The 21,223-nt window shown below is 35.7% G+C and carries 22 protein-coding genes, 3 tRNA genes and 2 pseudogenes; 20 read left to right on the top strand and 7 right to left on the bottom strand.

Annotated elements, in window-relative coordinates:
* The first annotated feature begins 10 nt into the window (after positions 1–10).
* From JN080_RS15665 to JN080_RS15650, 4 genes are all read left to right on the top strand, one after another.
* Positions 11–85, top strand: a tRNA-Asn gene (locus JN080_RS15665).
* Positions 86–89: 4 nt separating this feature from the next.
* Positions 90–180, top strand: a tRNA-Ser gene (locus JN080_RS15660).
* 16 nt (positions 181–196) lie between these two features.
* Positions 197–268, top strand: a tRNA-Glu gene (locus tag JN080_RS15655).
* A gap of 257 nt (positions 269–525) precedes the next feature.
* Positions 526–996: a RidA family protein gene (locus tag JN080_RS15650; protein WP_256236938.1), complete on the top strand. Its 471-nt coding sequence runs from the start codon at positions 526–528 to the stop codon at positions 994–996.
* Positions 997–1,080: 84 nt separating this feature from the next.
* On the opposite strand, the gene JN080_RS15645 is transcribed toward JN080_RS15650, so the two are convergent.
* Together JN080_RS15645 and JN080_RS15640 are read right to left on the bottom strand one after the other, a co-directional pair.
* Complete coding sequence (locus JN080_RS15645) at positions 1,081–1,389, bottom strand: hypothetical protein (protein ID WP_256236937.1); 309 nt, start codon at positions 1,387–1,389, stop codon at positions 1,081–1,083.
* A gap of 227 nt (positions 1,390–1,616) precedes the next feature.
* On the bottom strand, positions 1,617–3,047 hold the full coding sequence (locus JN080_RS15640; RefSeq protein WP_256236936.1) for a Na+/H+ antiporter NhaC family protein: 1,431 nt from the start codon (positions 3,045–3,047) through the stop codon (positions 1,617–1,619).
* Between the two features lie 311 nt (positions 3,048–3,358).
* Here JN080_RS15640 and JN080_RS15635 point away from each other — a divergent pair, with 311 nt between their 5' ends.
* The 3 genes from JN080_RS15635 to JN080_RS15625 all read left to right on the top strand — a co-directional run bounded on the left by JN080_RS15635 (position 3,359) and on the right by JN080_RS15625 (position 5,716).
* Positions 3,359–3,601 carry a hypothetical protein gene (locus JN080_RS15635; protein WP_256236935.1) on the top strand — a complete coding sequence of 81 codons (243 nt, stop codon included), beginning with the start codon at positions 3,359–3,361 and terminating at the stop codon, positions 3,599–3,601.
* A gap of 192 nt (positions 3,602–3,793) precedes the next feature.
* Entirely contained in the window at positions 3,794–4,705 is a 912-nt protein-coding gene (locus JN080_RS15630; protein ID WP_256236934.1) for an AEC family transporter, read from the top strand.
* A gap of 168 nt (positions 4,706–4,873) precedes the next feature.
* Positions 4,874–5,716, top strand: a complete 843-nt coding sequence (locus JN080_RS15625; RefSeq protein WP_256236933.1) for an aldo/keto reductase — start codon at positions 4,874–4,876, stop codon at positions 5,714–5,716.
* Positions 5,717–5,836: 120 nt separating this feature from the next.
* Here the strand turns inward: JN080_RS15625 and JN080_RS15620 are convergent, their stop codons facing one another.
* Positions 5,837–6,037: a cold-shock protein gene (locus tag JN080_RS15620; RefSeq protein ID WP_256236932.1), complete on the bottom strand. Its 201-nt coding sequence runs from the start codon at positions 6,035–6,037 to the stop codon at positions 5,837–5,839.
* A 437-nt stretch (positions 6,038–6,474) separates the two neighbouring features.
* Here JN080_RS15620 and JN080_RS15615 point away from each other — a divergent pair.
* Positions 6,475–6,680, top strand: a pseudogene (locus tag JN080_RS15615) (DinB family protein); the annotation flags it as partial.
* 168 nt (positions 6,681–6,848) lie between these two features.
* A pseudogene (locus tag JN080_RS15610) lies at positions 6,849–7,409 on the top strand (maltose acetyltransferase domain-containing protein).
* A 148-nt stretch (positions 7,410–7,557) separates the two neighbouring features.
* Here JN080_RS15610 and JN080_RS15605 read toward each other — a convergent pair.
* Entirely contained in the window at positions 7,558–8,907 is a 1,350-nt protein-coding gene (locus tag JN080_RS15605; RefSeq protein ID WP_375141668.1) for a L,D-transpeptidase family protein, read from the bottom strand.
* A gap of 408 nt (positions 8,908–9,315) precedes the next feature.
* Here JN080_RS15605 and JN080_RS15600 point away from each other — a divergent pair, with 408 nt between their 5' ends.
* Together JN080_RS15600 and JN080_RS15595 are read left to right on the top strand one after the other, a co-directional pair.
* The gene (locus tag JN080_RS15600) at positions 9,316–10,050 is read left to right on the top strand and encodes an MBL fold metallo-hydrolase (protein WP_256236930.1); all 735 of its coding nucleotides are present in this window, start codon (positions 9,316–9,318) and stop codon (positions 10,048–10,050) included.
* 318 nt (positions 10,051–10,368) lie between these two features.
* On the top strand, positions 10,369–10,548 hold the full coding sequence (locus tag JN080_RS15595; protein WP_256236929.1) for a small acid-soluble spore protein H: 180 nt from the start codon (positions 10,369–10,371) through the stop codon (positions 10,546–10,548).
* 170 nt (positions 10,549–10,718) lie between these two features.
* Here the strand turns inward: JN080_RS15595 and JN080_RS15590 are convergent, their stop codons facing one another.
* A complete protein-coding gene (locus JN080_RS15590; protein ID WP_256236928.1) occupies positions 10,719–10,943 on the bottom strand; it encodes a hypothetical protein in 225 nt (74 codons plus the stop codon).
* Positions 10,944–11,218: 275 nt separating this feature from the next.
* Between JN080_RS15590 and JN080_RS15585 the strand changes: the two genes are divergently transcribed.
* Positions 11,219–11,614: an SET domain-containing protein gene (locus JN080_RS15585; RefSeq protein ID WP_375141667.1), complete on the top strand. Its 396-nt coding sequence runs from the start codon at positions 11,219–11,221 to the stop codon at positions 11,612–11,614.
* A gap of 311 nt (positions 11,615–11,925) precedes the next feature.
* Here JN080_RS15585 and JN080_RS15580 read toward each other — a convergent pair whose 3' ends face one another.
* Positions 11,926–12,126, bottom strand: a complete 201-nt coding sequence (locus JN080_RS15580; RefSeq protein ID WP_256235617.1) for a cold-shock protein — start codon at positions 12,124–12,126, stop codon at positions 11,926–11,928.
* Positions 12,127–12,454: 328 nt separating this feature from the next.
* On the opposite strand from JN080_RS15580, the gene JN080_RS15575 reads away from it, so the two are divergent.
* Positions 12,455–13,180, top strand: coding sequence for a TerC family protein (locus tag JN080_RS15575; protein ID WP_256236926.1), 726 nt, complete (start codon positions 12,455–12,457; stop codon positions 13,178–13,180).
* Positions 13,181–13,340: 160 nt separating this feature from the next.
* Here the strand turns inward: JN080_RS15575 and JN080_RS15570 are convergent, their stop codons facing one another.
* Positions 13,341–14,210 carry a cation diffusion facilitator family transporter gene (locus JN080_RS15570; RefSeq protein WP_309144686.1) on the bottom strand — a complete coding sequence of 290 codons (870 nt, stop codon included), beginning with the start codon at positions 14,208–14,210 and terminating at the stop codon, positions 13,341–13,343.
* A gap of 441 nt (positions 14,211–14,651) precedes the next feature.
* Here JN080_RS15570 and JN080_RS15565 point away from each other — a divergent pair, with 441 nt between their 5' ends.
* The 7 genes from JN080_RS15565 (at position 14,652) to JN080_RS15535 (ending at position 21,201) form a co-directional block, all read left to right on the top strand.
* Entirely contained in the window at positions 14,652–15,197 is a 546-nt protein-coding gene (locus tag JN080_RS15565) for an NADPH-dependent FMN reductase (protein ID WP_256236924.1), read from the top strand.
* 147 nt (positions 15,198–15,344) lie between these two features.
* Positions 15,345–16,139 carry an EcsC family protein gene (locus tag JN080_RS15560; protein ID WP_256236923.1) on the top strand — a complete coding sequence of 265 codons (795 nt, stop codon included), beginning with the start codon at positions 15,345–15,347 and terminating at the stop codon, positions 16,137–16,139.
* A 221-nt stretch (positions 16,140–16,360) separates the two neighbouring features.
* Positions 16,361–17,056 (top strand): N-acetylmuramoyl-L-alanine amidase, encoded by a 696-nt coding sequence (locus tag JN080_RS15555; protein ID WP_256236922.1) that lies wholly within the window; start codon positions 16,361–16,363, stop codon positions 17,054–17,056.
* 203 nt (positions 17,057–17,259) lie between these two features.
* A complete protein-coding gene (locus tag JN080_RS15550) occupies positions 17,260–17,538 on the top strand; it encodes a DUF1292 domain-containing protein (RefSeq protein ID WP_256236921.1) in 279 nt (92 codons plus the stop codon).
* Between the two features lie 234 nt (positions 17,539–17,772).
* Entirely contained in the window at positions 17,773–19,077 is a 1,305-nt protein-coding gene (locus JN080_RS15545) for a C40 family peptidase (RefSeq protein WP_256236920.1), read from the top strand.
* 313 nt (positions 19,078–19,390) lie between these two features.
* Complete coding sequence (locus JN080_RS15540) at positions 19,391–20,575, top strand: sulfite reductase subunit alpha (protein WP_256236919.1); 1,185 nt, start codon at positions 19,391–19,393, stop codon at positions 20,573–20,575.
* Between the two features lie 353 nt (positions 20,576–20,928).
* Positions 20,929–21,201, top strand: a complete 273-nt coding sequence (locus JN080_RS15535; RefSeq protein WP_256236918.1) for a stage V sporulation protein S — start codon at positions 20,929–20,931, stop codon at positions 21,199–21,201.
* Positions 21,202–21,223: the final 22 nt, after the last annotated feature.

The following is a 21,223-nucleotide window of genomic DNA, read 5'->3' as shown; positions in this document are numbered from 1 at the left end:
TTTATATTATTCCGCAGTAGCTCAGTGGTAGAGCTATCGGCTGTTAACCGATCGGTCGTAGGTTCGAGTCCTACCTGCGGAGCCAAAATGGAGAAGTACTCAAGTGGCTGAAGAGGTGCCCCTGCTAAGGGTATAGGTCGGGTAACCGGCGCGAGGGTTCAAATCCCTCCTTCTCCGCCATAAATATAAATATATAGGCCCCTTGGTCAAGCGGTTAAGACACCTCCCTTTCACGGAGGTAACACGGGTTCGAATCCCGTAGGGGTCATAAAAAAACTGATGAAAAAGTATCATCAGTCTTTTTGTCGTTTATAATGACAACAAAGACAAAAAGACGTTTAAGCGGTAATGATAAATGAAAATAGTTAACACATTATTTAGACTTTTTGCAAAAAAACGCGAATAAAATTACTGAAAATTTAAAACTTTCGAAAGCAAATATATTAATATTCATTTATAATAAAAAAAAGTAGAATGCTCCTTCATCCAGAGATTTTAAATTTATTCATTTTTAGAGGTGTTTATATGGGAATTATGGAAAGAAAATTACTAGATTTAGGAATTGATTTACCCAATCCCCCTAAACCATCTGGAGTTTATCTACCAGCAACAACTGTTGGTAACCTAGTATATACTTCCGGTACAGGGTGTAAAGTAAATGGAAAAGTTCTATTTCAGGGGCAGGTCGGAAAGGAACTATCGATTGAGGAGGGGCAGATGGCTGCAAGACTAGCTGCACTTAATCTGCTGTCCATATTAAGTGAACATTTGGGGACTTTGGATAGAATTAAAAAAATTGTGAAAGTTCTCGGGTTTGTTAATTGCCCAGTAGGTTTTTCTGAACAACCAAAAGTAATAAATGGTGCATCAGAGTTATTTGAAGAGGTTTTTGGCGATCAGGGGAAACATACTAGATCTGCTATAGGTACGAATGCCCTGCCCCATAATATGCCAGTGGAATTGGAAATGATTGTGGAATTAAATGAACTCGCTTAATTAGATCATAATGACAAGATTTCAAATGCCAAAGATAAACAATGGTAGGCTCTTCCATTTGGAGGGGCTTATTTCTTCCAAAACCTAATAGTGAATATGACCAGGTTTCCATGACATAGGTTCTTGACCTCTGATAAATACATCGAAATCATTTTTATCTTTTACCACAATTTTTTCCACACCTTTTTCAATGAAATAAGTTATTTTTTCTTTTGTTCGATCTTCGGACCATAACCTTCTACTTATAAACTCGATCATTGCGTCTTCACTAACAATATTAATTCCACATCTCTCATTTCCCTGACACGACCAATAAGATTTCCCTCTTTCATATTTCAGCTGAAAAAAATTTTCACAATTAATACAAACGATTTTATTTGTAAAAATAGCCATGTACTCACACTTCCTTTTTCTTTTTTACTGCTATGTATATTCATAGTTGTATTTGATAGAACAATTGAGAAGTGTTTTGTTATTAATTTAATAGGGACAGGTTAGAAGAAATGAAAAGTAGGTTACCCAAAAGGGTAACCTACTTTTCATTTACCTACATCTTTTTCATGCTCATACTTTGAAATTTATTTCTATGACGAAAAATTGAAGGTATTCTGCACAGCATTTCAAAAAAGAAAGAGTGCACTAACTAGATATAACACAATTGCTATGATGCCGCCGATCACAGAAATCTTCAATTTATAGCGAGCATAATCGACAAGTGGCAGATCAAGAATAGATGCCGTTGTTATGGTTGTATCGCCTAAAGGTGATGTTAATGCCCCAAATGCTCCGCTTGCAAATACTGCACCAACGGTTAACGGGATTGAGGCCCCAGTAGAAACAGCTAATGACATTCCAAGTGGCATAAACAATCCCCATGTACCCCAGGAGGAGCCGATAAAGTAGCCGATAATAGAGCCGAGCAGAAATATCGTTACTGGGGTCAAAAATGCAGGTAAGAAGGATCCTAATGTTGAACTAACAAATCTTGAAAAGCCAAGATCTTCTGCTGACAATGTCAACGACCAGATGAGGACAAGCAGACTGATTGCTTCCATCATTTGATTTCCACCATCATAAAAATGATACAAGAGTTCGTCAATTTTCTGTCGTCTAATAATGTAAAAAACAAAGGATAGGACGAGTGTGATGAAAACAGCTAATAGCATGACGAATGTGGCGTCCGCCTTCGTAAAAGCTTCAAAGATTGCTTTCGCTCCTTTAGCTTTGCCGTTCTGCCACAAAAGAAATAGAGATAATCCCAAGAGCAAGAAGACAGGGAAAATTAAATTCCACGGTTGTGCTTTTACCAAGGACAATTCTCTTTTAATTCCACTGCGGTGAAATTCATTTTCTTCCTCATCCAACTGATCTTGATTTCGTTTTAGGTTGGAAAGATTTGTTTTCTTACCAGGAGTCCAGAATGTGAGGATAATCCCAATTATCAGCATAACGATCGCAAAAAAATTAAATAAAATGCTAAGTAAGAAGACATGATAGGCTGACATATGTAAATGAAGCTTGCTAATACTGCCTTCCACTAAAGAAACCATGAATCCAACAAAGGCCGTAGCGACCGGTAAAAGGACAATGACCGACTCGGTCGAAATATCCATCATTAGCCCGACCTTTTGCTTAGGCGCGTTCATTTTTTTAATCAGTGATTTCACGACAGGGGCAATCATCATAATCCGAAACATTGGCATCATGAACGTAACAGGAAGAGTAAGCCAAATTAGCCCCAGAAGTCCGCGCTCTGTCCGAATCTTAGTCCCAACCCAATCTGAAAAACCTTTAATGCCTCCAGAAATGTTCATCATCCCAACCAGACCGCCAAATAAATAAAGAAACCCAATTATTTTCATATTGTTCCCATTGGACAAGGTTGCAACGAAATAGGATACCGATTGATAGATCCCTGGCAATAAATCAGCTTTAACAAGCAAAGAACCGACAAGCAAGCCTACAACAAGACCAGGTAAGATGTTTTTTAGCCATATAGACATAGAAATGACAATAAGAAATGGTAATAAAGAAAGCCATGTATGTTCCAAAGTCTCTTCTCCTGACAACTGAAATCTTTAGTTTACGTACTATTTCAATGAACTACTTATTTAGTATGACCAAATTGAGTGTAGTCAATATTATCTTTTTGCCATAAAAAAATAGGAAACGAAGAAAAGAGTAAAAAGGTAAAACCCGTAAAGCGGAGGTAGTCTAAGTTCGCATTTTTATAGTGGCCTAAGATAATTTTAGATAAATTCATAAAGTGTCTACTTTTTGCTTCATTTTTATGAATGCTTCTATGCTATTATTAACTAGCTATATAAAATGAAAACTATGAAAAAATCCTTGGAGGTTATTTATGAGCTGCGGTTGTACAACGAATTTACATGATGGAAAAGCCATCGTTGATCATGTTAAAAGTAAAGGGAAAGAAAATTTTGCACCAACAGTGGCGCACGAAATTAGCTGCGAGTGTGGAGAAACCTTTGAATTAGAAACTGTTATTATGGACTGTCCTAAATGTGGAATGACATATGCTGTAACACCGTGTGGATCAGATGATAAAAATAATATAAAGACTGCGGGCATAAAATACGCCTAATAATTTATGTTTATAATAATATATCAGGAATAACTTTTTAAAGGGGTGATACGATATTTCGTTCACCTTTTTTTGTATAGTTACTATTCGGAAACATTGCAATTAAAATTAACTTATTGGTGAGAATGTATTACAATCAGATACAGAAAATATAAAAATAAATAATACATCTTAGAGGAGAGCATTTTTTACATGAACCAGGAATTTCTCTATATCTTTATCATCATTGCACTTGGGTATCTGTTAAAACGGTTAAATGTTTTACAAGAAAAAGATGGGGAAGTAATCGCAAAACTTATTTTTAAAATTACGCTTCCAGCATTAGTCCTTGTTACATTAGATTCTGCAAAAATCGAAACTTCTTTAACTTTTATACCAGTTATTGTACTCATTTATGGAATCGTTACATCCTTTCTCGGCTTCTTTGTTTTTAAAAAGGAGGAAAGAGAACTTAGAGGATCTTTTCTGATGGTATCTTTAGGATTTAATGTTGGCTTGTTTGCATTTCCGCTTGTTTCTGCCATCTGGGGTAAAGCTGGTTTACTGTATTTTGGCATGTTTGACGTCGGAACGTCGTTTATTGTCTTTGGAATTGCTTATATTTTAGGAAGTTATTTTTCAGTTGAAGGGCTAAGTCTAAAACCAATTGAAATTTTAAAAAAACTTGGCAAGTCTGTTCCTTTAATGACATATGTTATTGCGACCGTTTTAAATTTTAGTCATATCCATTTACCTGATACGGTGATTGCTGTTGCAAGTAAAATATCAGGAGCTAACATGCCGTTATCCTTGTTACTATTGGGACTTTATTTGAATTTTAGATTTGAAAAACAATTTATTAAACCTATGTTGAAAGTGCTAACTTTTCGATATGGTTTAGGCTTGCTTTTTGGTGTAGCCTTATACTTTTTTCTTCCATTGGGACAGATGCTTCGATATACCATATTGATCGGACTATTGCTGCCTGTTGCCACATCCGCCATAACATTTGCAGTTGAATTTAAATATAGCAACCACTCTATCGGTTTAATGGCCACGATATCGAATATAACAATGATAATTAGCATCGGAATATTGTATATTTTTGCTAACTTTATTCTCTAGATGTTTGTAGGAAAAACAAGAAGCTAAAAATAAACAAAAAGCATTTAGGGAGCTGTCCTTGAATGCTTTTTCACTTCTTCAGCTTATATGACAGTTATTGATCGTTAAATAATGAAATTATTTCTATTTATGGTAATATTAATCTATTACTGAGAGGGAGTGATGGTTATGAATAAATCTATTCCAGAGATTACACTTAATGACGGGACTACTTTGCCGGTTATAGGTTTGGGTACATATATGCTTAGAGGCAATGAAGGTGCCAATGCTATTAACAATGCAATTGATATAGGCTATCGGCTAATTGATTCTGCTTATAATTATGAAAACGAAGGAACTGTCGGTGAAGCCGTTAGACGCAGTTCTGTTCCCAGAGAAGAATTAAGAATTACATCCAAATTACCAGGTCGCTATCAAGAATATGACAAAGCTGTTACTACTATTCAAGAATCCTTATATCGAGCAAATCTAGATTATTATGATTTATATCTAATTCATTGGCCTAACCCTAAACAGGAACAATATGTGGAAGCCTGGCAAGCATTAATTGACGCAAAAAAGAGGGGGCTTATTCGTTCGATTGGTGTTTGTAATTTTATACCTGAACATATAGAACGTTTAGAAAAGGAAACTGGCGTTAAGCCTAGCATAAACCAAATAGAACTACATCCATATTTCAATCAAGCACCACAAAGAAAATGGCATGAAGAGAATAACATTACAACAGAATCATGGAGTCCATTTACTCGTGGCTTTAAAGACATCCAAATTGACACATTACAAACAATAGCTGCCCAACATAATAAAACGATCCCACAAATTATTTTACGGTGGCATTATCAACTAGGTGCCATTCCTATTCCGAAATCTTCATCACCAGCACGACAACTTGAAAATATATCGATTTTTGACTTTTCACTAGATGAAACAGAAATGAGTATGATTTCAGGATTAACCCGCACTGATGGACGTATTAACAATCAAGATCCTGCTGTATATGAAGAGTTTTAATCCATTCCAGTTCATTCAGAAGGAATGAAAAGAATTTTAGAGACCTAATCCATAAAAGTGTTTTGTTTTCTAATAAAAAACAGACTCTTCTATAAGAGTCTGTTTATATTGGCTTGATTATTATGCTTTCCGAACATTTGCAGCTTGTGGTCCACGTTGACCTTGTTCAACGTCAAAAGTCACTTCTTGACCTTCATCTAATGTTTTGAACCCTTCGCTTTGAATAGCAGAGAAATGAACGAATACATCTTCTCCACCTTCACGTTCGATGAATCCGAAGCCCTTTTCACTGTTAAACCATTTTACTTTACCATTTTCCATGTTTGTTGCCTCCTAGAGTGTTAAAACACAATGTATTACTTATCCTTGCCCTTAGTGATCATTAAGACCAAATCTTTATTATTCGATCCTGTATCACCAGCACAAAAATAATCATCAATATAATATCATTTACTGAAAGGGCTTTCAAGTTTAAAACCAATTCGTAAATTTTTTTTTTGAAGAAGAGGGAATTTTAGATTAAAGCCGATCGTTGTTATGGTCGTAAGCAAAAGTGGCAGACAATAAGGAGGCTGGTAGGTTCACCTGGTACTATTTCATCAAGTTGAATTGACAGTTCGGTAAAGATGAAAAAATCCTGTGTAGAAAAATTTGTTGAATAAAATTTATACAGTGTTGTGGTAATAAATAGTATAATACTGTTAAGTTGTAAAATGAATTATAAAATTTTATTCCATTAGCAAATTCTTATTTAAATACCAATTAGATATCAGCAAATAATTGATTTGTTAAATGACTCGAGAAATAAATTGTTGGATGTATTTAGTTCAATAAAAGACGATTCCATATTGTCGGAAAATCAGCAAAACACCCCATCTTTGGGGAACTCCCCTTAGAACAATGGATTGAATTATTATATTTGCATGAACAGCGACATATTGAACAAATAAAAGAATTAAAGTAGATATTGGGGTCCATGAATAAATTTTTAAAAAAGTGAAGGGGTTGAAGATATGGCTACTATCTTAGTGGCCTTTTTCTTATTGCATTAAGATTCAGGATAGTGAAGAAGGTAAGGTAAATAATATGAAATGATTGTTTCATAAATATTATTATCAAGGAGTTTCTAATGATGAAGACTGAAAAAGCGAAAATGTTGAATGGGGAACTCTATAATGCTGCCGACAAAGAATTACTAACAGAAAGATTAAATGCAAGGAGGCTAACAAGGTTATATAATCAAACAATCGAAACGGATGACAACATGAGAATTGAATTATTAAAAGAACTATTTGGTTCAACTGGAAATAATCTATACATCGAACCAACGTTTCGGTGTGATTATGGTTACAACATACATCTTGGTGAAAATTTTTATGCTAATTTTGATTGTGTATTTCTGGATGTTTGTGAGATTAGGATAGGTGACAACTGCCTTATAGCACCAGGCGTCCACATATATACTGCAACTCATCCACTAGATCCGACGGAAAGATTATCAGGGGGATAATACGGAAAGCCAGTAACAATTTGTAATAATGTCTGGATTGGTGGAAGATCCGTCATTAACCCTGGAGTTACTATAGGTAATAATGTTGTTATCGCTTCAGGAGTGGTCGTAACAAAAGATGTACCAGACAATGTTGTAGTAGGTGGAATTCCTGCGAAAATAATTGAAGAAATTGCTGAATAGAGTAAAGTAATCGATTATCGCTTTTTCAAGTTTACTTCATAAGTAAAACAAAAAAGGTAGTTACCTATTTGTCATAACTAATAGGTAACTACCTTTTTTTAGTAAGGATTTTTAATCCATTGATGCGAAAAGGTTTGATTGCTATTTCTTAATAAACGACTACTGGATCGTTTTGACTAAGTGTGTCATAGACCGTTTTCATCACACTTGGTGGGGTGTTAACGCAGCCACCCGACCCTGCAGTAAGATAGGCATCACTTGCCCAGTTTTTACGCCAGCCGGCATCGTGAAAACCCTGCCCGTCGAGTGTAAAAGGAGCCCAATAGTTTACTTTAACCGAGTAATTTGGATTGCCTACTTCACTGCCTTTTAGTACGGATGGTGATTTTTTATACTCGATATACCATACTCCCGGATGCGTATCTTCGTTCGTGTTGTGTCTGCCTGTAACGACATTTGTATCGACAGCCACTTGCCCATTTTTATAAATCCAAATATGCTGTTCCTGAATAGAAATTTCCGCATACGTGTCACCAATGCCATTGTTCGTCGTAGTTTGATAGCCGGTGCCGTAAGTTCTCCAGCCAGTTCCGTATATTTTATCGGCAGGAAGAGATTTTTCTCCTTTTTCAAAGGCTTCCTGAATTCGCTTCGTTTCTTCGGCGACGTTGATGGCCCAGCCGTAGGATTGTCCTTTTACCGATATGACCGAACCTGAATGTGTCTTGAATTGGAAATTTTTATTTAATGTTGACTGTGAATTATTAATTTCAGTAAGTTTATTCTTAATGTCGCCTGGGTCAATCGTAACCTTCATATCTTTTGACACGGATGCATTTGTAATTAAATCGCTTCCTTTTAAGGAGTAAACTTGGTTTTGTACCTTATAATCAACTGTTCGCTGGGCAAGTTCCTGCAGCATTTTTTCTTCTTTTTTTACAATCGGACTGTCCTCTTTAATAGGCTGTATGTATTCGGCATTCAAATGGATTTCACTGTTGTATTCCTGTTTCTGATAATCCTTTATTAAGCTTGCTACATCATACTGTTTCCCATTAATGCTTTTGGAGATGGTGATTTGACCATGATCCAAATGGGCTTGAGCATCTTGTGGTGCTTTTAAACTATTATTCATGGATGTAAGCTTTTCTTCTACTTCTTTTTTCATCGTTTGGCTTCGATACTGATCTGCTTTGCTTGGTATCAGCACATAATTTTGTTCCTTTGAAGATGGGAACAATGTCCGTTGTTTAGTAAGTAATTTCTTGACCGCGGGCAGGTCTTTATTCGTAAAGCCCATTTTTGTATCTTTTCCATTAAAAATTTGTTCATTTCCAACATAGACTACGTTTTTTAATCCAGTTGATGTTAATTTTTTAATTGCTTGATCAGCAGTCATTCCACCGACGTCTGTGTCGTTGATTGCGATATGCCGATTGAATCGTGTTGCTTGATAATAACTGATTCCTGTAAATACAATTGCAATAATAATGATCATACTGCTGATACTGATGATAGTAATTTTACGCATGGTTTTCACCTCAAAAAGTAGGTTATTAAAGTTTTTTAGACTAATAGTATTTTAACCGATACTAGTGATCTATTAGGCACCTGGACAAAAATCCAAATTCATTGATAGCATTATTTTTATTCTGGGCAGATTTTAGAGTAGGGACCGGCGACCATTGCTTGTCACTGAAAAGTTCATTGCGACTTCCTCATTATACCAAAGTATAATTCAAATTTACTATATCCAACTATCTTTTTTAATTAAGGCTCTTCATGAAAAGAAAAGTGTCAAAGAATTTTTCCAAGTCGAAGGATTTTTGATAAGATTGAATAGTTAATATTTTTGTAAACAATAGGGAGGTGGACCAAAGCAGGTAAATTGCTTTGGGGAATAATTATGAAGATTGATAATGGTATTGAAGTTTTGGAAATAGAGATGAACATGATGGGAAACAGGTCGGCGATCCATCCGACTCTTCTCCATGATGATCACCATGCTGTTCTAGTAGATGTTGGTTTGCCTGGATCGTTGGAAGATATTAAAGCTGCGATGGGTAAAGCCGGGGTCACTTTTGATCATCTTGACGCGGTCATTTTAACCCATCAGGATATTGATCATATTGGCAGCATTCAGGAAGTGCTGAAGGCTGCTGGGAAACCGATCGATGTTTATGCACATGCAGAAGATAAACCATATATCGAAGGGGATCTAGTACCAATCAAGATGACCCGTGAGTGGATCACTAAAATGGTATCCGGATTCCCTGAGGATATGCGCAAACAGGCGGAGGCTTTGTTCCCTAAGCCAACGGCAGCCAAAGTGACCAAGATTGTTTCTGATGGTGATATTCTTCCGTTTTTCGGCGGAGTGCAGGTCATTTTCACACCAGGTCATACACCTGGTCACATTAGTCTTTATCATCAATCAACCAAGACACTCATTGCTGGAGATGCAACGGTCAGTCTCAATGGGGAACTTCTCGGCCCTAAACCGTCAGCAACACCAGATATGCCAACGGCGCTTGAGTCGTTTAAGAAATTTACTGGATTTGATATTGGCAAAGTGATCTGCTATCATGGTGGACTTGTTGATGAGCAAGTTAACGAGCAAATTCGCAAACTGTCTAAGTAATCCCTCCATTTATGGAAAATGGGAGGAATACAAGAAGATAAACCCTATTAAGAAAATGTTAAGTTGATCATCGGTTTTAATCCGACGATTAGTAGTAGGCCACTTTCATTGATCCTGAGAGTGGTTTTTCATTATTAAAGCCGATTTTCGATTGGTATCTGAGCTTTGGTGATTTGGCTAGGAGCAGGTTTTAAGGTGTTCGATTCTACATTCCTAATAATGAAAAGAAAAAACTAAAACAACATACTCTCTAAAATGAATATAAAGTTGCTCAGAGTAAATACTGAAATTGTTACATACGAAAAGGAGGTTCTGATCATGGACGCACAACGAGCACAGGAAGTTGCTGATTCAACGACAATGGCCAATGTTTTGTACAATGGGTCACGGATCTATATTGAGCATGTAGATCAGCAAAACGGTATGGCTACTATTCATTCTCTCGATAATCCAAATAGTAAACAAAGTGTTTCAGTATCAAGTCTAATCGAGCAGTGAATAGTGGAATTTTCGCCAAAGGAAAAGCATAGCTTCAAGAAAAAACACCACATCCCTTGGAGTGGTGTTTTCGTTTATTGAAAATAATTTTCCTTTTTCGATAAGGGCCTTTTTTATTATGAATATGTTAAACCGGGAAACTGAAAAACACATTTGAACTCACCATTTGCTCAATTATTAAAAAAGAAGAATCCTGCAATACTAAAAAGTATAAGGGCTCCTAATGCGCATAATACCAAGAATCCAATGCCACCTACCAAAAATAACAAATGTGGAAAAAATAGCAGGGCAATAATGCCAATTAACACAATCCATAGTATCGATTTAAAGGTAATTTTCAAAAGTTTCCAGATGATAAAACCTAATATAATTCCTAAAATGATATGGATAATCATAAAATCCACCCCCTAATTTTTTTAACCCCATTATATGCATTGATTAAAATATTGTACTCGCCATGTTTGCTGCGGGATTCAGTCAAGTAAAAGTGGACAAGTAGGGTATGGGGAGTAGTACTGGTAACGATTATAGAACCCGTATAATTATTTTAGAGTATTTATAATTGATAAAATTCTATTTTTCATAGAATAATTTTTATCTTAACTTCTTCATTATAAACTGTTAAGATGATAAAGATAAAATAAGAAAAAAGAAATTGTAGGTGATTAACATATTAGAAATAAAGCCATCCCCATTAAATGATGGAGCAGAATTCAGCAGAGGGGTTTTTGCGACTATTGATATTGAAAAAGGTCAGCTCATCCATGTTGCTCCAGTCATTCCCTATCCTAATAGGGACCATGTTTACATTGAAAAAACAATATTTGCTGATTATGTGTTTGAGTATGGTATAAACCACACTGCGCTCGTGTTAGGCTATGGTAGTCTTTTTAATCATTCGTATACGCCTAATGCCAATTATATTATTAACTTTGAAAACCATACGTTTGAATTCTATGCCTATACAGATATTAAAGCAGGGGAAGAGGTACTAATCAACTATAATGGTGATGTTGATATAGATGATCCACTTTGGTTCGATAAAGATCAAGTTGAGAACGACTAGGTCTAGTATATAGTGTAAGCTAGAGGCATTATGGTAATAAAATAGTGCACACATTGAAATAGAAAATGTAAATAATGAAAAAGTTGTAAAAAATTAGGTTTTGGTAAAATTCTATGCTACACTGTATTTACCATTTAATTTTACTGTTTTCATTTTCCCTGCTCATGTGTGAGTGGGGATTTTTTATTTTAAGAATAGTGTCATTCCTATTGTTGATATGGGGAGCTAATTGAAAATATGTTTGCCAGCGACATTTTTCTAAAAAAAAAACAGACTCTAAAGTAAGAGCCTGTTTTTTATTTGGTCAATAATTAAGCTTTACGAACGTTAGCTGCTTGAGCTCCACGTTGGCCTTGCTCAACGTCGAAAGTAACTTCTTGGCCTTCATCTAATGATTTGAACCCTTCGCCTTGAATAGCTGAGAAATGAACGAATACGTCTTCTCCACCTTCACGTTCGATGAATCCGAAGCCTTTTTCGCTGTTAAACCATTTTACTTTACCTTTTTCCATTTTTGTTGCCTCCTAAAGTGTTCACACACATTGTATTACTATCCTTGCTCTCAGTGATCATCAAGACGAAAAGTTGTACTTATACTATCCTTTACACCGAACAAAAGTAATCTTCAATAGAATAACATCTTTTGAAAATGTTTTCAAGCTACCGGCAAATTAATTTTCAAAAGGGGCATTCAGAAATAAAAACATATATTTTAGATCCTTTCATACATTTAGATTAAGAGTCCAAGCAGTGGCATTTCAACCGAAAAAAATGTAGCATCTTATTATTCATTTGCTGCAAAATGGACCTACGACCGATGGAAGAGGGGAAATAATCCAGATGGAGTTCCTTCATGAATTAATGAATAATTATAGTGCATTTTTTTCACAAAAGGCGTTTGAAAATGTTTTTTTTAATCCTGCGAGCTGGGGGGTTATTGGAACACTTATTATTCTTGAAGGATTATTATCTGCTGACAATGCCTTGGTTTTAGCGGTACTGGTTAAGCATCTGCCAAAGGAGCAACGTAAGAAGGCCCTGTTTTACGGGATATTTGGAGCCTATTTATTTCGCTTGCTCGTAATTGGATTAGGAGTCTTCTTAATAAACATCGCCTGGATCAAAATCGTCTGCGGTCATTATTTACTTTGGATTGTCCTTCAAAATTTCCTCAATAAAAATGATGGTGAAGATGAAGTTCACCTTAAAAAAATGACCTTTTGGAGAACCGTTTTAACAGTGGAGCTAATGGATATTTCATTTAGCTTCGACAGTATCATGTCTGCATTTGGTGTATCTAATCAAGTATGGGTTCTGTTTCTTGGCGGAATACTAGGAATTTTAATGATGCGAGGGGTTGCTCAGTTATTCCTTGCGTTGATTGAAAGAATACCAGAATTCGAGACCACTGGGTTTGTTTTGATTGCGATTATCGGTGTAAAAATGATTGTTTCGGCATTCGGTTTCCATATGGATGAGATGGTATTCTTTAGCACTTTAATCACAATCTTCTTGGGAACTTTTATTGTTCATTTATTTAGGAAAAGTTCTCATAGAACTACGTAATTTATTTATGTAGGGTAGGGAATAGTTCCTGATGAATATAGGGTGAAACTTATAGAATATACTAGGTGCTCAATTAGGGAACCATGAATGGGCAGATACATGATTTTTCTTGGACAACTCAATCTTCAAAAATCATGATGGGTAGCATCCACAATGCGTCTTAATTTGGCTCAACATGGACATTAACCTCAAATACATCATGCTCTTTGGCCATGGCCTGTTCTACATCAGAAGATATTTCATGGGCATCTTTAATACCCAATGTCGAATTCACTAGGATGACAACATCTACCACCTTGTTGTTGCCATAATTTCTAGCTTTAATTTCTTTAATTCCTTTTACCCCATATGTGTTTTGAATCGTTTCTTTATAGTCTTTAATTTCATTTTCGTCAAAGCCATCTGTTAAAGTATAAGAAGCTTCTCTAAAAATATCCCACGCCGTTTTGCAAATCAAAAATCCGACGATAACCGCAGCCATTGGATCAAGCCATGGTAGTTGAAACTGTGCTCCAATGATACCTACCACTGCACCGATACTAACCCAGGCATCCGAAAGATTATCCTTTGCCGCCGCCATAACCGATTGACTATTAATCTTGTTTGCTAATGATTTATTATAGCGGTACACACCATACATCACGAAGGCACAAAAAATGCCCGTCCATGCTGAAATCAAGTCAGGTGAAGTATGTCCACCCTTAAAAATAGAGGAAATTGCCTGAAATAAAACCTGAATTCCAACAGCCATCATTATGAAAGATGACATCAGTGAAGCGACTGTTTCGGCTTTCCAATGACCATAGCGGTGATCCAGATCAGCAGGCTTTTGAGAAATTTTCAGTCCAATCAAAACCGCAATGGACGCGATTATATCGGTTGTATTATTTAAACCATCGGCTTTTAGGGCTTCCGAATTCGACAAATCAGCAACGATTAACTTTAAGGCAGACAAACAAATATAAGCAATAATACTAATAATAGCCCCGCGTTCCCCAAGTTTTAAATCATTATATTTTTGTTGATACACAGTATCACCTCCCATTCTCTTCCTTTACCTAATACTATCAAGTAAAATGTAAGTGGGTCTAGAGAAACCTTTTTTCACTATTCTACAAAAATAACCCCTATAAAAATAAATTGGGCATGGCTAAAACTCTTTTACGTACAAAAAACCTCTCAACTGAATCAAAGAGATTACTCCAGTCATATTTTTAATTAGTGTGAGGAGAATTTCATAGGGGAGATTCTTTGTTTTAACTGAGTTTTTATCAAAAATTATCATTAAAAATAAAATGTGGGTTGACTTTTTATAGTAAAATAGTACTAGTAAAATAATTCGAAATCAATTAGCTTGAGATGAAGTAGTTTGAAGAAAGCATATTATTTTATTTTTACTAAAATATCCTTTATCATAAAGTTAGTTATCACCATAATATCTTTATACTTATGCTATTGGAGGTTTTTAAAAGTGAAAGTCGTAGCAATTGTTGGAAGTATACGTAAGGATTCTTATAACTTAAAGTTAGCTCAATACATTCAAAAGCGCTATCAAGAACGTTTTGAACTTGAAATTTTAAATATTCGCGAATTACCATTTTATGACCAAGATATTGAAAATAACCCGCCTGAAGTTGTAATAAATTTTAAAAATAAAGTGAAAAATGCAGATGCTGTTTTATGGGTTACACCTGAATATAATGGTACTGTTCCTGGTGTTTTAGTAAATGTGATTGATTGGTTATCACGTGTTGATAAAGTCATGATCGGCAAGCCATCATGGATCATGGGGGCTTCCATGGGGAATCTTGGAACAGTAAAAGCGCAAATGCATTTACGTGATATTTTATTCTCTCCTGGCATTTCCTCTCCACTACTTCCTGGAAATGAAGTATATGTTGGAGCTGTTCATACAAAACTTGATGAAGCCGGCAACATGACAGATGAATCAACCGTTCAGTTTATCGATTCTGTCGTTGATAACTTTATTAAATGGTACAACCATATAAATCGTTAATGATAAAAAGTCCCAATTGGATGTGTCTCCAATTGGGATTTTTTTTAGAAGTGTTACATTTAGGAGTTGTTGAGAACCTTATATCTAATCGTTATAATCAACGTAACATGAATACCATTAGGTAAAATGAAAAGGTGATTAATACAAATGGAATCAAAAGATGAATTATTGAAAGAACTATCCACAATTGAGAAGTGGGAGAAAAGCAAGAGAGGTTTGTGGTTTTGGGAGAAGATTGGCCGTCTTCCCTTTAAAGTATTGGACAAACTAACACCAAAATTTATTCATGACAAAATAGGTGTGCTGCTGGAAGAGATAGGAGTATATATCCAATCAGGTGGGAAGTATTTGACTTTTGAAAAAAAACTCTACAGAATGATCGAAAAAGAAGCGGATAAGCCTATAAATTCGGTTTTAGATATTCAGGACCTTCCATTGAAATTGATGGACAAAATAAGCCGTGAAGTAATTAGTAAAAGAAAGAAATTTGCAACCATTCAAGGAGCGAGTACAGGGATTGGCGGAATTTTTACACTTGCAATAGATATCCCTGCGTTGTTGGCAATTTCATTGAAGACATTGCAAGAAATTGCTATCATCCATGGCTATGATCCAAACGATAAAAGCGAAAGAGTGTTCATAATTAAATGCTTGCAATTTTCGTTAGCTGATGTTGTAGGCAAACGTGCGATTCTAGATGAACTTTCCAACTATTATCGGAAAGAAGAGAATACGTCTGGTGAAATGATGTCACAGCTGCAGGGCTGGAGAGAAGTTGTTTACACATACAGGGACCAGTTCGGATGGAAAAAACTATTTCAACTGGTTCCGGTTGCCGGCATGATATTTGGCGCCTTTACAAACAGAAGCATGATAAACGATCTATCAGAGGCGGGAATTATGCTTTATCGCAAGCGAAGAATTTTAGAAAGATTAGAATGAGTTATTAGTACCAAAAGCTAACTCTAAGTCCATTATAAGGGATTAGAGTTAGCTTTTTTGTTATCCTTTACCCTATCTTCACTAAAATTAACAAACAGTAATGAGAATAATTTCAATACTGTTTTACAACCTAATATGTAAGAAATAATATACGAACAGTGTGTTGCTGTGAACAAGGAAACTGTTAAGATTTGTCATATAAAAATGAAAGGATATACAAAATGAAAAAAAACTTAGTACTTGTTATTTGTTTGATTTTCATAATGCAAATGAATATAGCTCCTGCTCAAGCTGCAACAACTGAAGGTCAGTATATTCTTATGACAAAGGAAGAATTTAGAGATTGGTTATTTCAGAATCGGTTTAATAGAAAAATAAGTTTAATCCAAGAACATCACACTTGGAAACCTTCATACAAGCATTTTCATGGTTCCAATCATTTTATAATGCTTAGGGGGATGGAGAATTTTCATATGAAAGAAATGAGATGGAAGAATATAGCTCAAAACATTACTACATTTCCGGACGGAAAAGTAGCTGTTTCTAGGCCATTTGACATAGCTCCGGAAGGTACAATTGGATTTAAGGCTAACTCTGAAGGATTGGCCATTGAAAATGTTGGAAACTTTGAAATTGGCGGTGATATAATGACTGAGCAACAAAAGGAAACGATTGTTTATATCACAGCCTTGCTGTGTATAAAATTCGGGTTAACTCCTTCCATTGACAGTATCACATATCACCATTGGTGGGATTTGAGAACGGGTGAAAGAGTGTTAAATAACAGCATAGGACATATTGTTAAAACTTGCCCAGGTACTGGATTTTTCGGAGGTAATACCACAAATAGTGCAATAAATAATTTTTATCCTCTAGTTTCTCAAAAGATGCAAGAAATTTCAGCATCTATGCAATAAATATATAGATTATCAAAGATAATTTGGAAATATCTTAATTATAGTAATTATTTCATATCTGTCCGGTTAAAATTGTATGGTAATGTTTTAAATAAGAATTTTCTGTATGAATTTTGTCTTATTTGGTAATAAAATGGTAGTGAATCCTTTTAAATGGATCTATTCTTGCAATACAATGTTTCAAAAAGGAGAGGGGCTTTCACATGGAAAAGATTGAAGTAGGCGAAATCTTTACGATTAGTGATGAGAATGAGGAAGAGCAGGAAGTTGAAGTACTAGCAGCGATAAATATCGAAGGGACAGATTACGTTGCAGTCAGTTTTGTGGAGGATCTTCAAGAAGAAACCGAAGAGGATATCGATATCTTCTTTTTAAAGGTCGACCAGGATGGTGATTTTACAGCTATTGAAAGCGACGAAGAATTCGATAAAGTCTCCTCGGCATTTGATGAAATAATGAAGGAAGAAGACGAAAAAGACTAATACTTTGCTGAAAAAGAGTCAAAATTAAAACCTTGCTAATGCAAGGTTTTTTTGTCGTTTAGAAACAGGATATGCTTCTTAGGGTCCCTTTCCTATATTCGACTTTTTAAAAGAATATTCAACATAATATTACAAATATATTAAATCGCACACAGATTCATTGTTTTTAGTCAATTCCATATTTAAACTAAGGAGTAGTCTGAATAATTTTGGATAAGAAAAGGTGATTTTGGAATGAAAGGGAAAACATTTAAATATTCGGTATCGGTTGCCGTTTTAGCCACTTTGGTGCAAGCAACCCCTACTTTTGCAAGTCCAGTAGATTTACAAATGACACAAGGACAAATTAATGCAACACAAGGACAAATTGATAACTTTGAAACAAATATGCAACAATTAGACAACCAAATTATCATTGGAATGGATAAAAGCCAAAAACTAAACAATGAAATAAAAGTACAACAAGGGCGAATTGAAGAAACAAAAACTAAAATTGAACAAGCAAAAAAAGACTTTGACTCTCGCAAAGAGGTATATTCTGAAAGACTAAGAAGCTATCAATCACAAGGACAACAGCAGATGATCACTTACGCTGAACTTTTGCTTTCGTCTGAAAACATATCCGAGTTTTTAACTCGCTCTACTGCCATTTCGCAATTTCTTCAAAGTGACGCTGACTTACTAAAGAGTTTAAATGAAAAGGAACAAGCCTTAAATGATGCTGAGCAACAATTACATAGCGAATTAGACAATTTAAAAAAGAATCAGGATGCATTAGCTTCTGAACAAAAAAAGATTGAAACAGCTAAACAAGAAATTGAAAAGAAATTAGCAAATTCGAAAAATATTTTACAGCAACAACAGGTTCAACTAGCTCAACAACAAGCGGAACAACTGGCACAACAAAAAGCACAGCAAGAAGCACAACAAAAAGCACAGCAAGAAGCACAACAAAAAGCACAACAAGAAGCACAACAAAAAGCACAACAAGAAGCACAACAAAAAGCACAGCAAGAAGCACAACAAAAAGCACAGCAAAAAGCACAGCAAGAAGCACAACAGCAAGCTCTACAACTGCCTAAACAGAATGCTCAACAACAGGCACAGCAGCAGGTTCCAAAGCAATCTTTACCAAATAATTCTTCATTATCGGCCCCATCAACTGGTGGAGCGAGTCTAACTGACACTGAAAAGGCAAATAAGGTCATTGCATTTGCTGAGCAATATTTGGGTGTTCCTTACGTTTGGGGCGGATCTTCGCCAAGCGGATTTGATTGTTCAGGATTAATGCAATATGTTTTCCATTCTGTAGGAGTCAATCTTCCGCGAGTATCAAATGCCCAACAAAATGTGGGAATAAGAATTTCTCCGAGCCAAGTACAGCCGGGCGATTTAGTATTTAAGGGTGACCCTGCTTATCATGTTGGGATGTACATTGGTGGCGGACAATGGATACAAGCCCCTGAAACGGGTGATGTTGTAAAAATTTCTTCTTATAATCCGTCTTCTTTTGCAAGTGCATCAAGAGTATTGCGTTAGGGAAGAGGCAATTTCTTTGAGGGGCAAACTCAAATAGGGAATGCTATGAAGAAAAAATTCAAAGAATACATGAAGATTATCTAATTTTATTCGAATTTGGTACGGTAATCTGTATCCAATGTATAAATTAACAGTTGTTAGCCGACACACTTTTTAAATGTTTTTGTTGAACTATATGGTCAAGCTTGTATAATAAAACTGTTAACTTATTAATTAATAAGAGCCAACTATTAGAAAATGTGTTTGAAAACATATCAGATTTTGTCATTCTGTGTTATTCTAACCATATACAACTTTTTTTGAGGTGAAGATTATGCAACTTACAGTAACAAACTCCGAAAATACAAAAGAGGACAAAAAGGTTCCAACAACATTTTCAAGGACAAATCCATTTCAAGCGAAAGTTCTCAAAAATGTAAATTTAAATGGAACTGGTTCTAATAAAGAAACGAGACATATTGAGTTCTCGTTAGAAGGATCAGGTCTTTCTTATGTCCCGGGTGATGCCCTGGGTATTATCCCGCAAAATGATCCAGATCTAGTGACTTCCATTCTTGAAGAAATGAAATGGGATGCAGAAATGGCTGTTACAATTAACAAGCAAGGCGATATACTCCCATTAAAGGAAGCGCTGACAAATTATTTTGAAATAACATTATTGTCGAAAAAAATTCTACAGCAGGCTGCTGCTTATACAGAAAGCGAAGAGTTACAAAAACTTGTGTTAGTCGAAAATGCAGACCAATTGAAAGAATATACCTATGGGCGTGATTTGCTTGATATGTTACGTGATTTTGGTCCATGGAAGGCTACTGCTCAAGAAATCGTATCTCTTTTAAGAAAAATGACACCGCGTCTCTATTCTATTGCAAGCAGCATTGCTGCTAATCCTGGTCAGGTGCATCTAACGATCGGTGCTGTTCGCTACACATCTCACGGACGCGATCGGAAAGGTGTTTGTTCGGTTTTAGTTGCGGAACGTGTTCATGTAGGTGATACGCTTCCAGTATTTGTTCAACCAAATAAACACTTTGGGCTGCCAGAGTCTCAAGATAAAGATATTATTATGGTTGGTCCTGGGACAGGCATTGCACCGTTCCGCTCCTTTATCCAAGAACGTGCAGTGAATAAAGCAGCAGGTAGAACTTGGCTATTCTTTGGAGACCAGCATGCTGCATCTGATTTCCTATATCAAGACGAATTAGAAAAATATCAAAAAGATGGAGTACTAACAGAATTAGATACTGCATGGTCCCGCGATTCGTCCCAAAAAGTATATGTACAGCATAAAATACTTGAAAACAGCAAAGAATTGTTTGAATGGCTGGAAAATGGAGCATATTTCTACATTTGTGGAGATAAGCAAAATATGGCAAAAGACGTCCACAGCGCACTTATCAGTGCTATTGAAAAAGAAGGTGCCATGACTCAAGAAGCAGCTGAGGCTTACCTAAATGATTTGCAAGCACAAGGTCGATACCAACGTGATGTCTATTAAAAACAATAGGTGCTAGTGGCACCATCGAATAATTTTCAAAAAGAGTGACTTTATTTATTCCGCAATTAGCGGACATAAGAAGTCACTCTTTTTTTACAACTTTTTTTGAAGAACGAAATCGTTTCAACCGTCCTTTCAACCTACAACATAAATAAAGTTGTACAACCAACGGTCGCATTCCTTTTGCAGGGATGCTTAATTATTCAAGTGAAAATACAGGATAAACAAAAAGTAGCAATGGAATACGTTCAATCGTTCTGTTTGATATGAATTTGAATATTATTAAAGATACGTTACTTACATTTTTTCTAGTGATCATATCAAGAGATAAAATAACAGGGGGAAAATTTTATATGGATAATGTATTAAAAGTATCATCAAAATCAAATCCAAATTCTGTTGCAGGTGCCATTGCAGGCGTAGTGCGTGAAAGGGGAAGTACAGAAATTCAAGCGATTGGAGCTGGTGCTATAAATCAAGCGATTAAAGCGATTGCGATCGCAAGAGGATTCGTAGCTCCTAGTGGTATTAATCTGGTTTTTGTCCCCGCATTTATAGATGTTTTAATCAATAATGAAAATAGAACAGCAATCAAATTAATTGTAGGTCCCAGAAAAAAACATTAGATCTGTGTTGAGACGATAAATA

Source organism: Bacillus sp. EB600, from assembly GCF_024494385.1.
GTDB lineage: Bacteria > Bacillota > Bacilli > Bacillales > Cytobacillaceae > JAEVLT01.
This window is presented reverse-complemented; position numbering and strand designations above follow the sequence as displayed.

Coding starts and splice junctions, on each gene's coding strand:
- JN080_RS15635 (WP_256236935.1), top strand. CDS start 3,359: ATGAGCTGCGGTTGTACAACGAATTTACATGATGGAAAAGCCATCGTT.
- JN080_RS15540 (WP_256236919.1), top strand. CDS start 19,391: ATGCAACTTACAGTAACAAACTCCGAAAATACAAAAGAGGACAAAAAG.
- JN080_RS15650 (WP_256236938.1), top strand. CDS start 526: ATGGGAATTATGGAAAGAAAATTACTAGATTTAGGAATTGATTTACCC.
- JN080_RS15535 (WP_256236918.1), top strand. CDS start 20,929: ATGGATAATGTATTAAAAGTATCATCAAAATCAAATCCAAATTCTGTT.
- JN080_RS15605 (WP_375141668.1), bottom strand. CDS start 8,907: ATGATCATTATTATTGCAATTGTATTTACAGGAATCAGTTATTATCAA.
- JN080_RS15555 (WP_256236922.1), top strand. CDS start 16,361: ATGAAAAAAAACTTAGTACTTGTTATTTGTTTGATTTTCATAATGCAA.
- JN080_RS15580 (WP_256235617.1), bottom strand. CDS start 12,126: ATGGAAAAAGGTAAAGTAAAATGGTTTAACAGCGAAAAAGGCTTCGGA.
- JN080_RS15545 (WP_256236920.1), top strand. CDS start 17,773: ATGAAAGGGAAAACATTTAAATATTCGGTATCGGTTGCCGTTTTAGCC.
- JN080_RS15630 (WP_256236934.1), top strand. CDS start 3,794: ATGAACCAGGAATTTCTCTATATCTTTATCATCATTGCACTTGGGTAT.
- JN080_RS15550 (WP_256236921.1), top strand. CDS start 17,260: ATGGAAAAGATTGAAGTAGGCGAAATCTTTACGATTAGTGATGAGAAT.
- JN080_RS15645 (WP_256236937.1), bottom strand. CDS start 1,389: ATGGCTATTTTTACAAATAAAATCGTTTGTATTAATTGTGAAAATTTT.
- JN080_RS15625 (WP_256236933.1), top strand. CDS start 4,874: ATGAATAAATCTATTCCAGAGATTACACTTAATGACGGGACTACTTTG.
- JN080_RS15620 (WP_256236932.1), bottom strand. CDS start 6,037: ATGGAAAATGGTAAAGTAAAATGGTTTAACAGTGAAAAGGGCTTCGGA.
- JN080_RS15560 (WP_256236923.1), top strand. CDS start 15,345: ATGGAATCAAAAGATGAATTATTGAAAGAACTATCCACAATTGAGAAG.
- JN080_RS15600 (WP_256236930.1), top strand. CDS start 9,316: ATGAAGATTGATAATGGTATTGAAGTTTTGGAAATAGAGATGAACATG.
- JN080_RS15575 (WP_256236926.1), top strand. CDS start 12,455: ATGGAGTTCCTTCATGAATTAATGAATAATTATAGTGCATTTTTTTCA.
- JN080_RS15595 (WP_256236929.1), top strand. CDS start 10,369: ATGGACGCACAACGAGCACAGGAAGTTGCTGATTCAACGACAATGGCC.
- JN080_RS15590 (WP_256236928.1), bottom strand. CDS start 10,943: ATGATTATCCATATCATTTTAGGAATTATATTAGGTTTTATCATCTGG.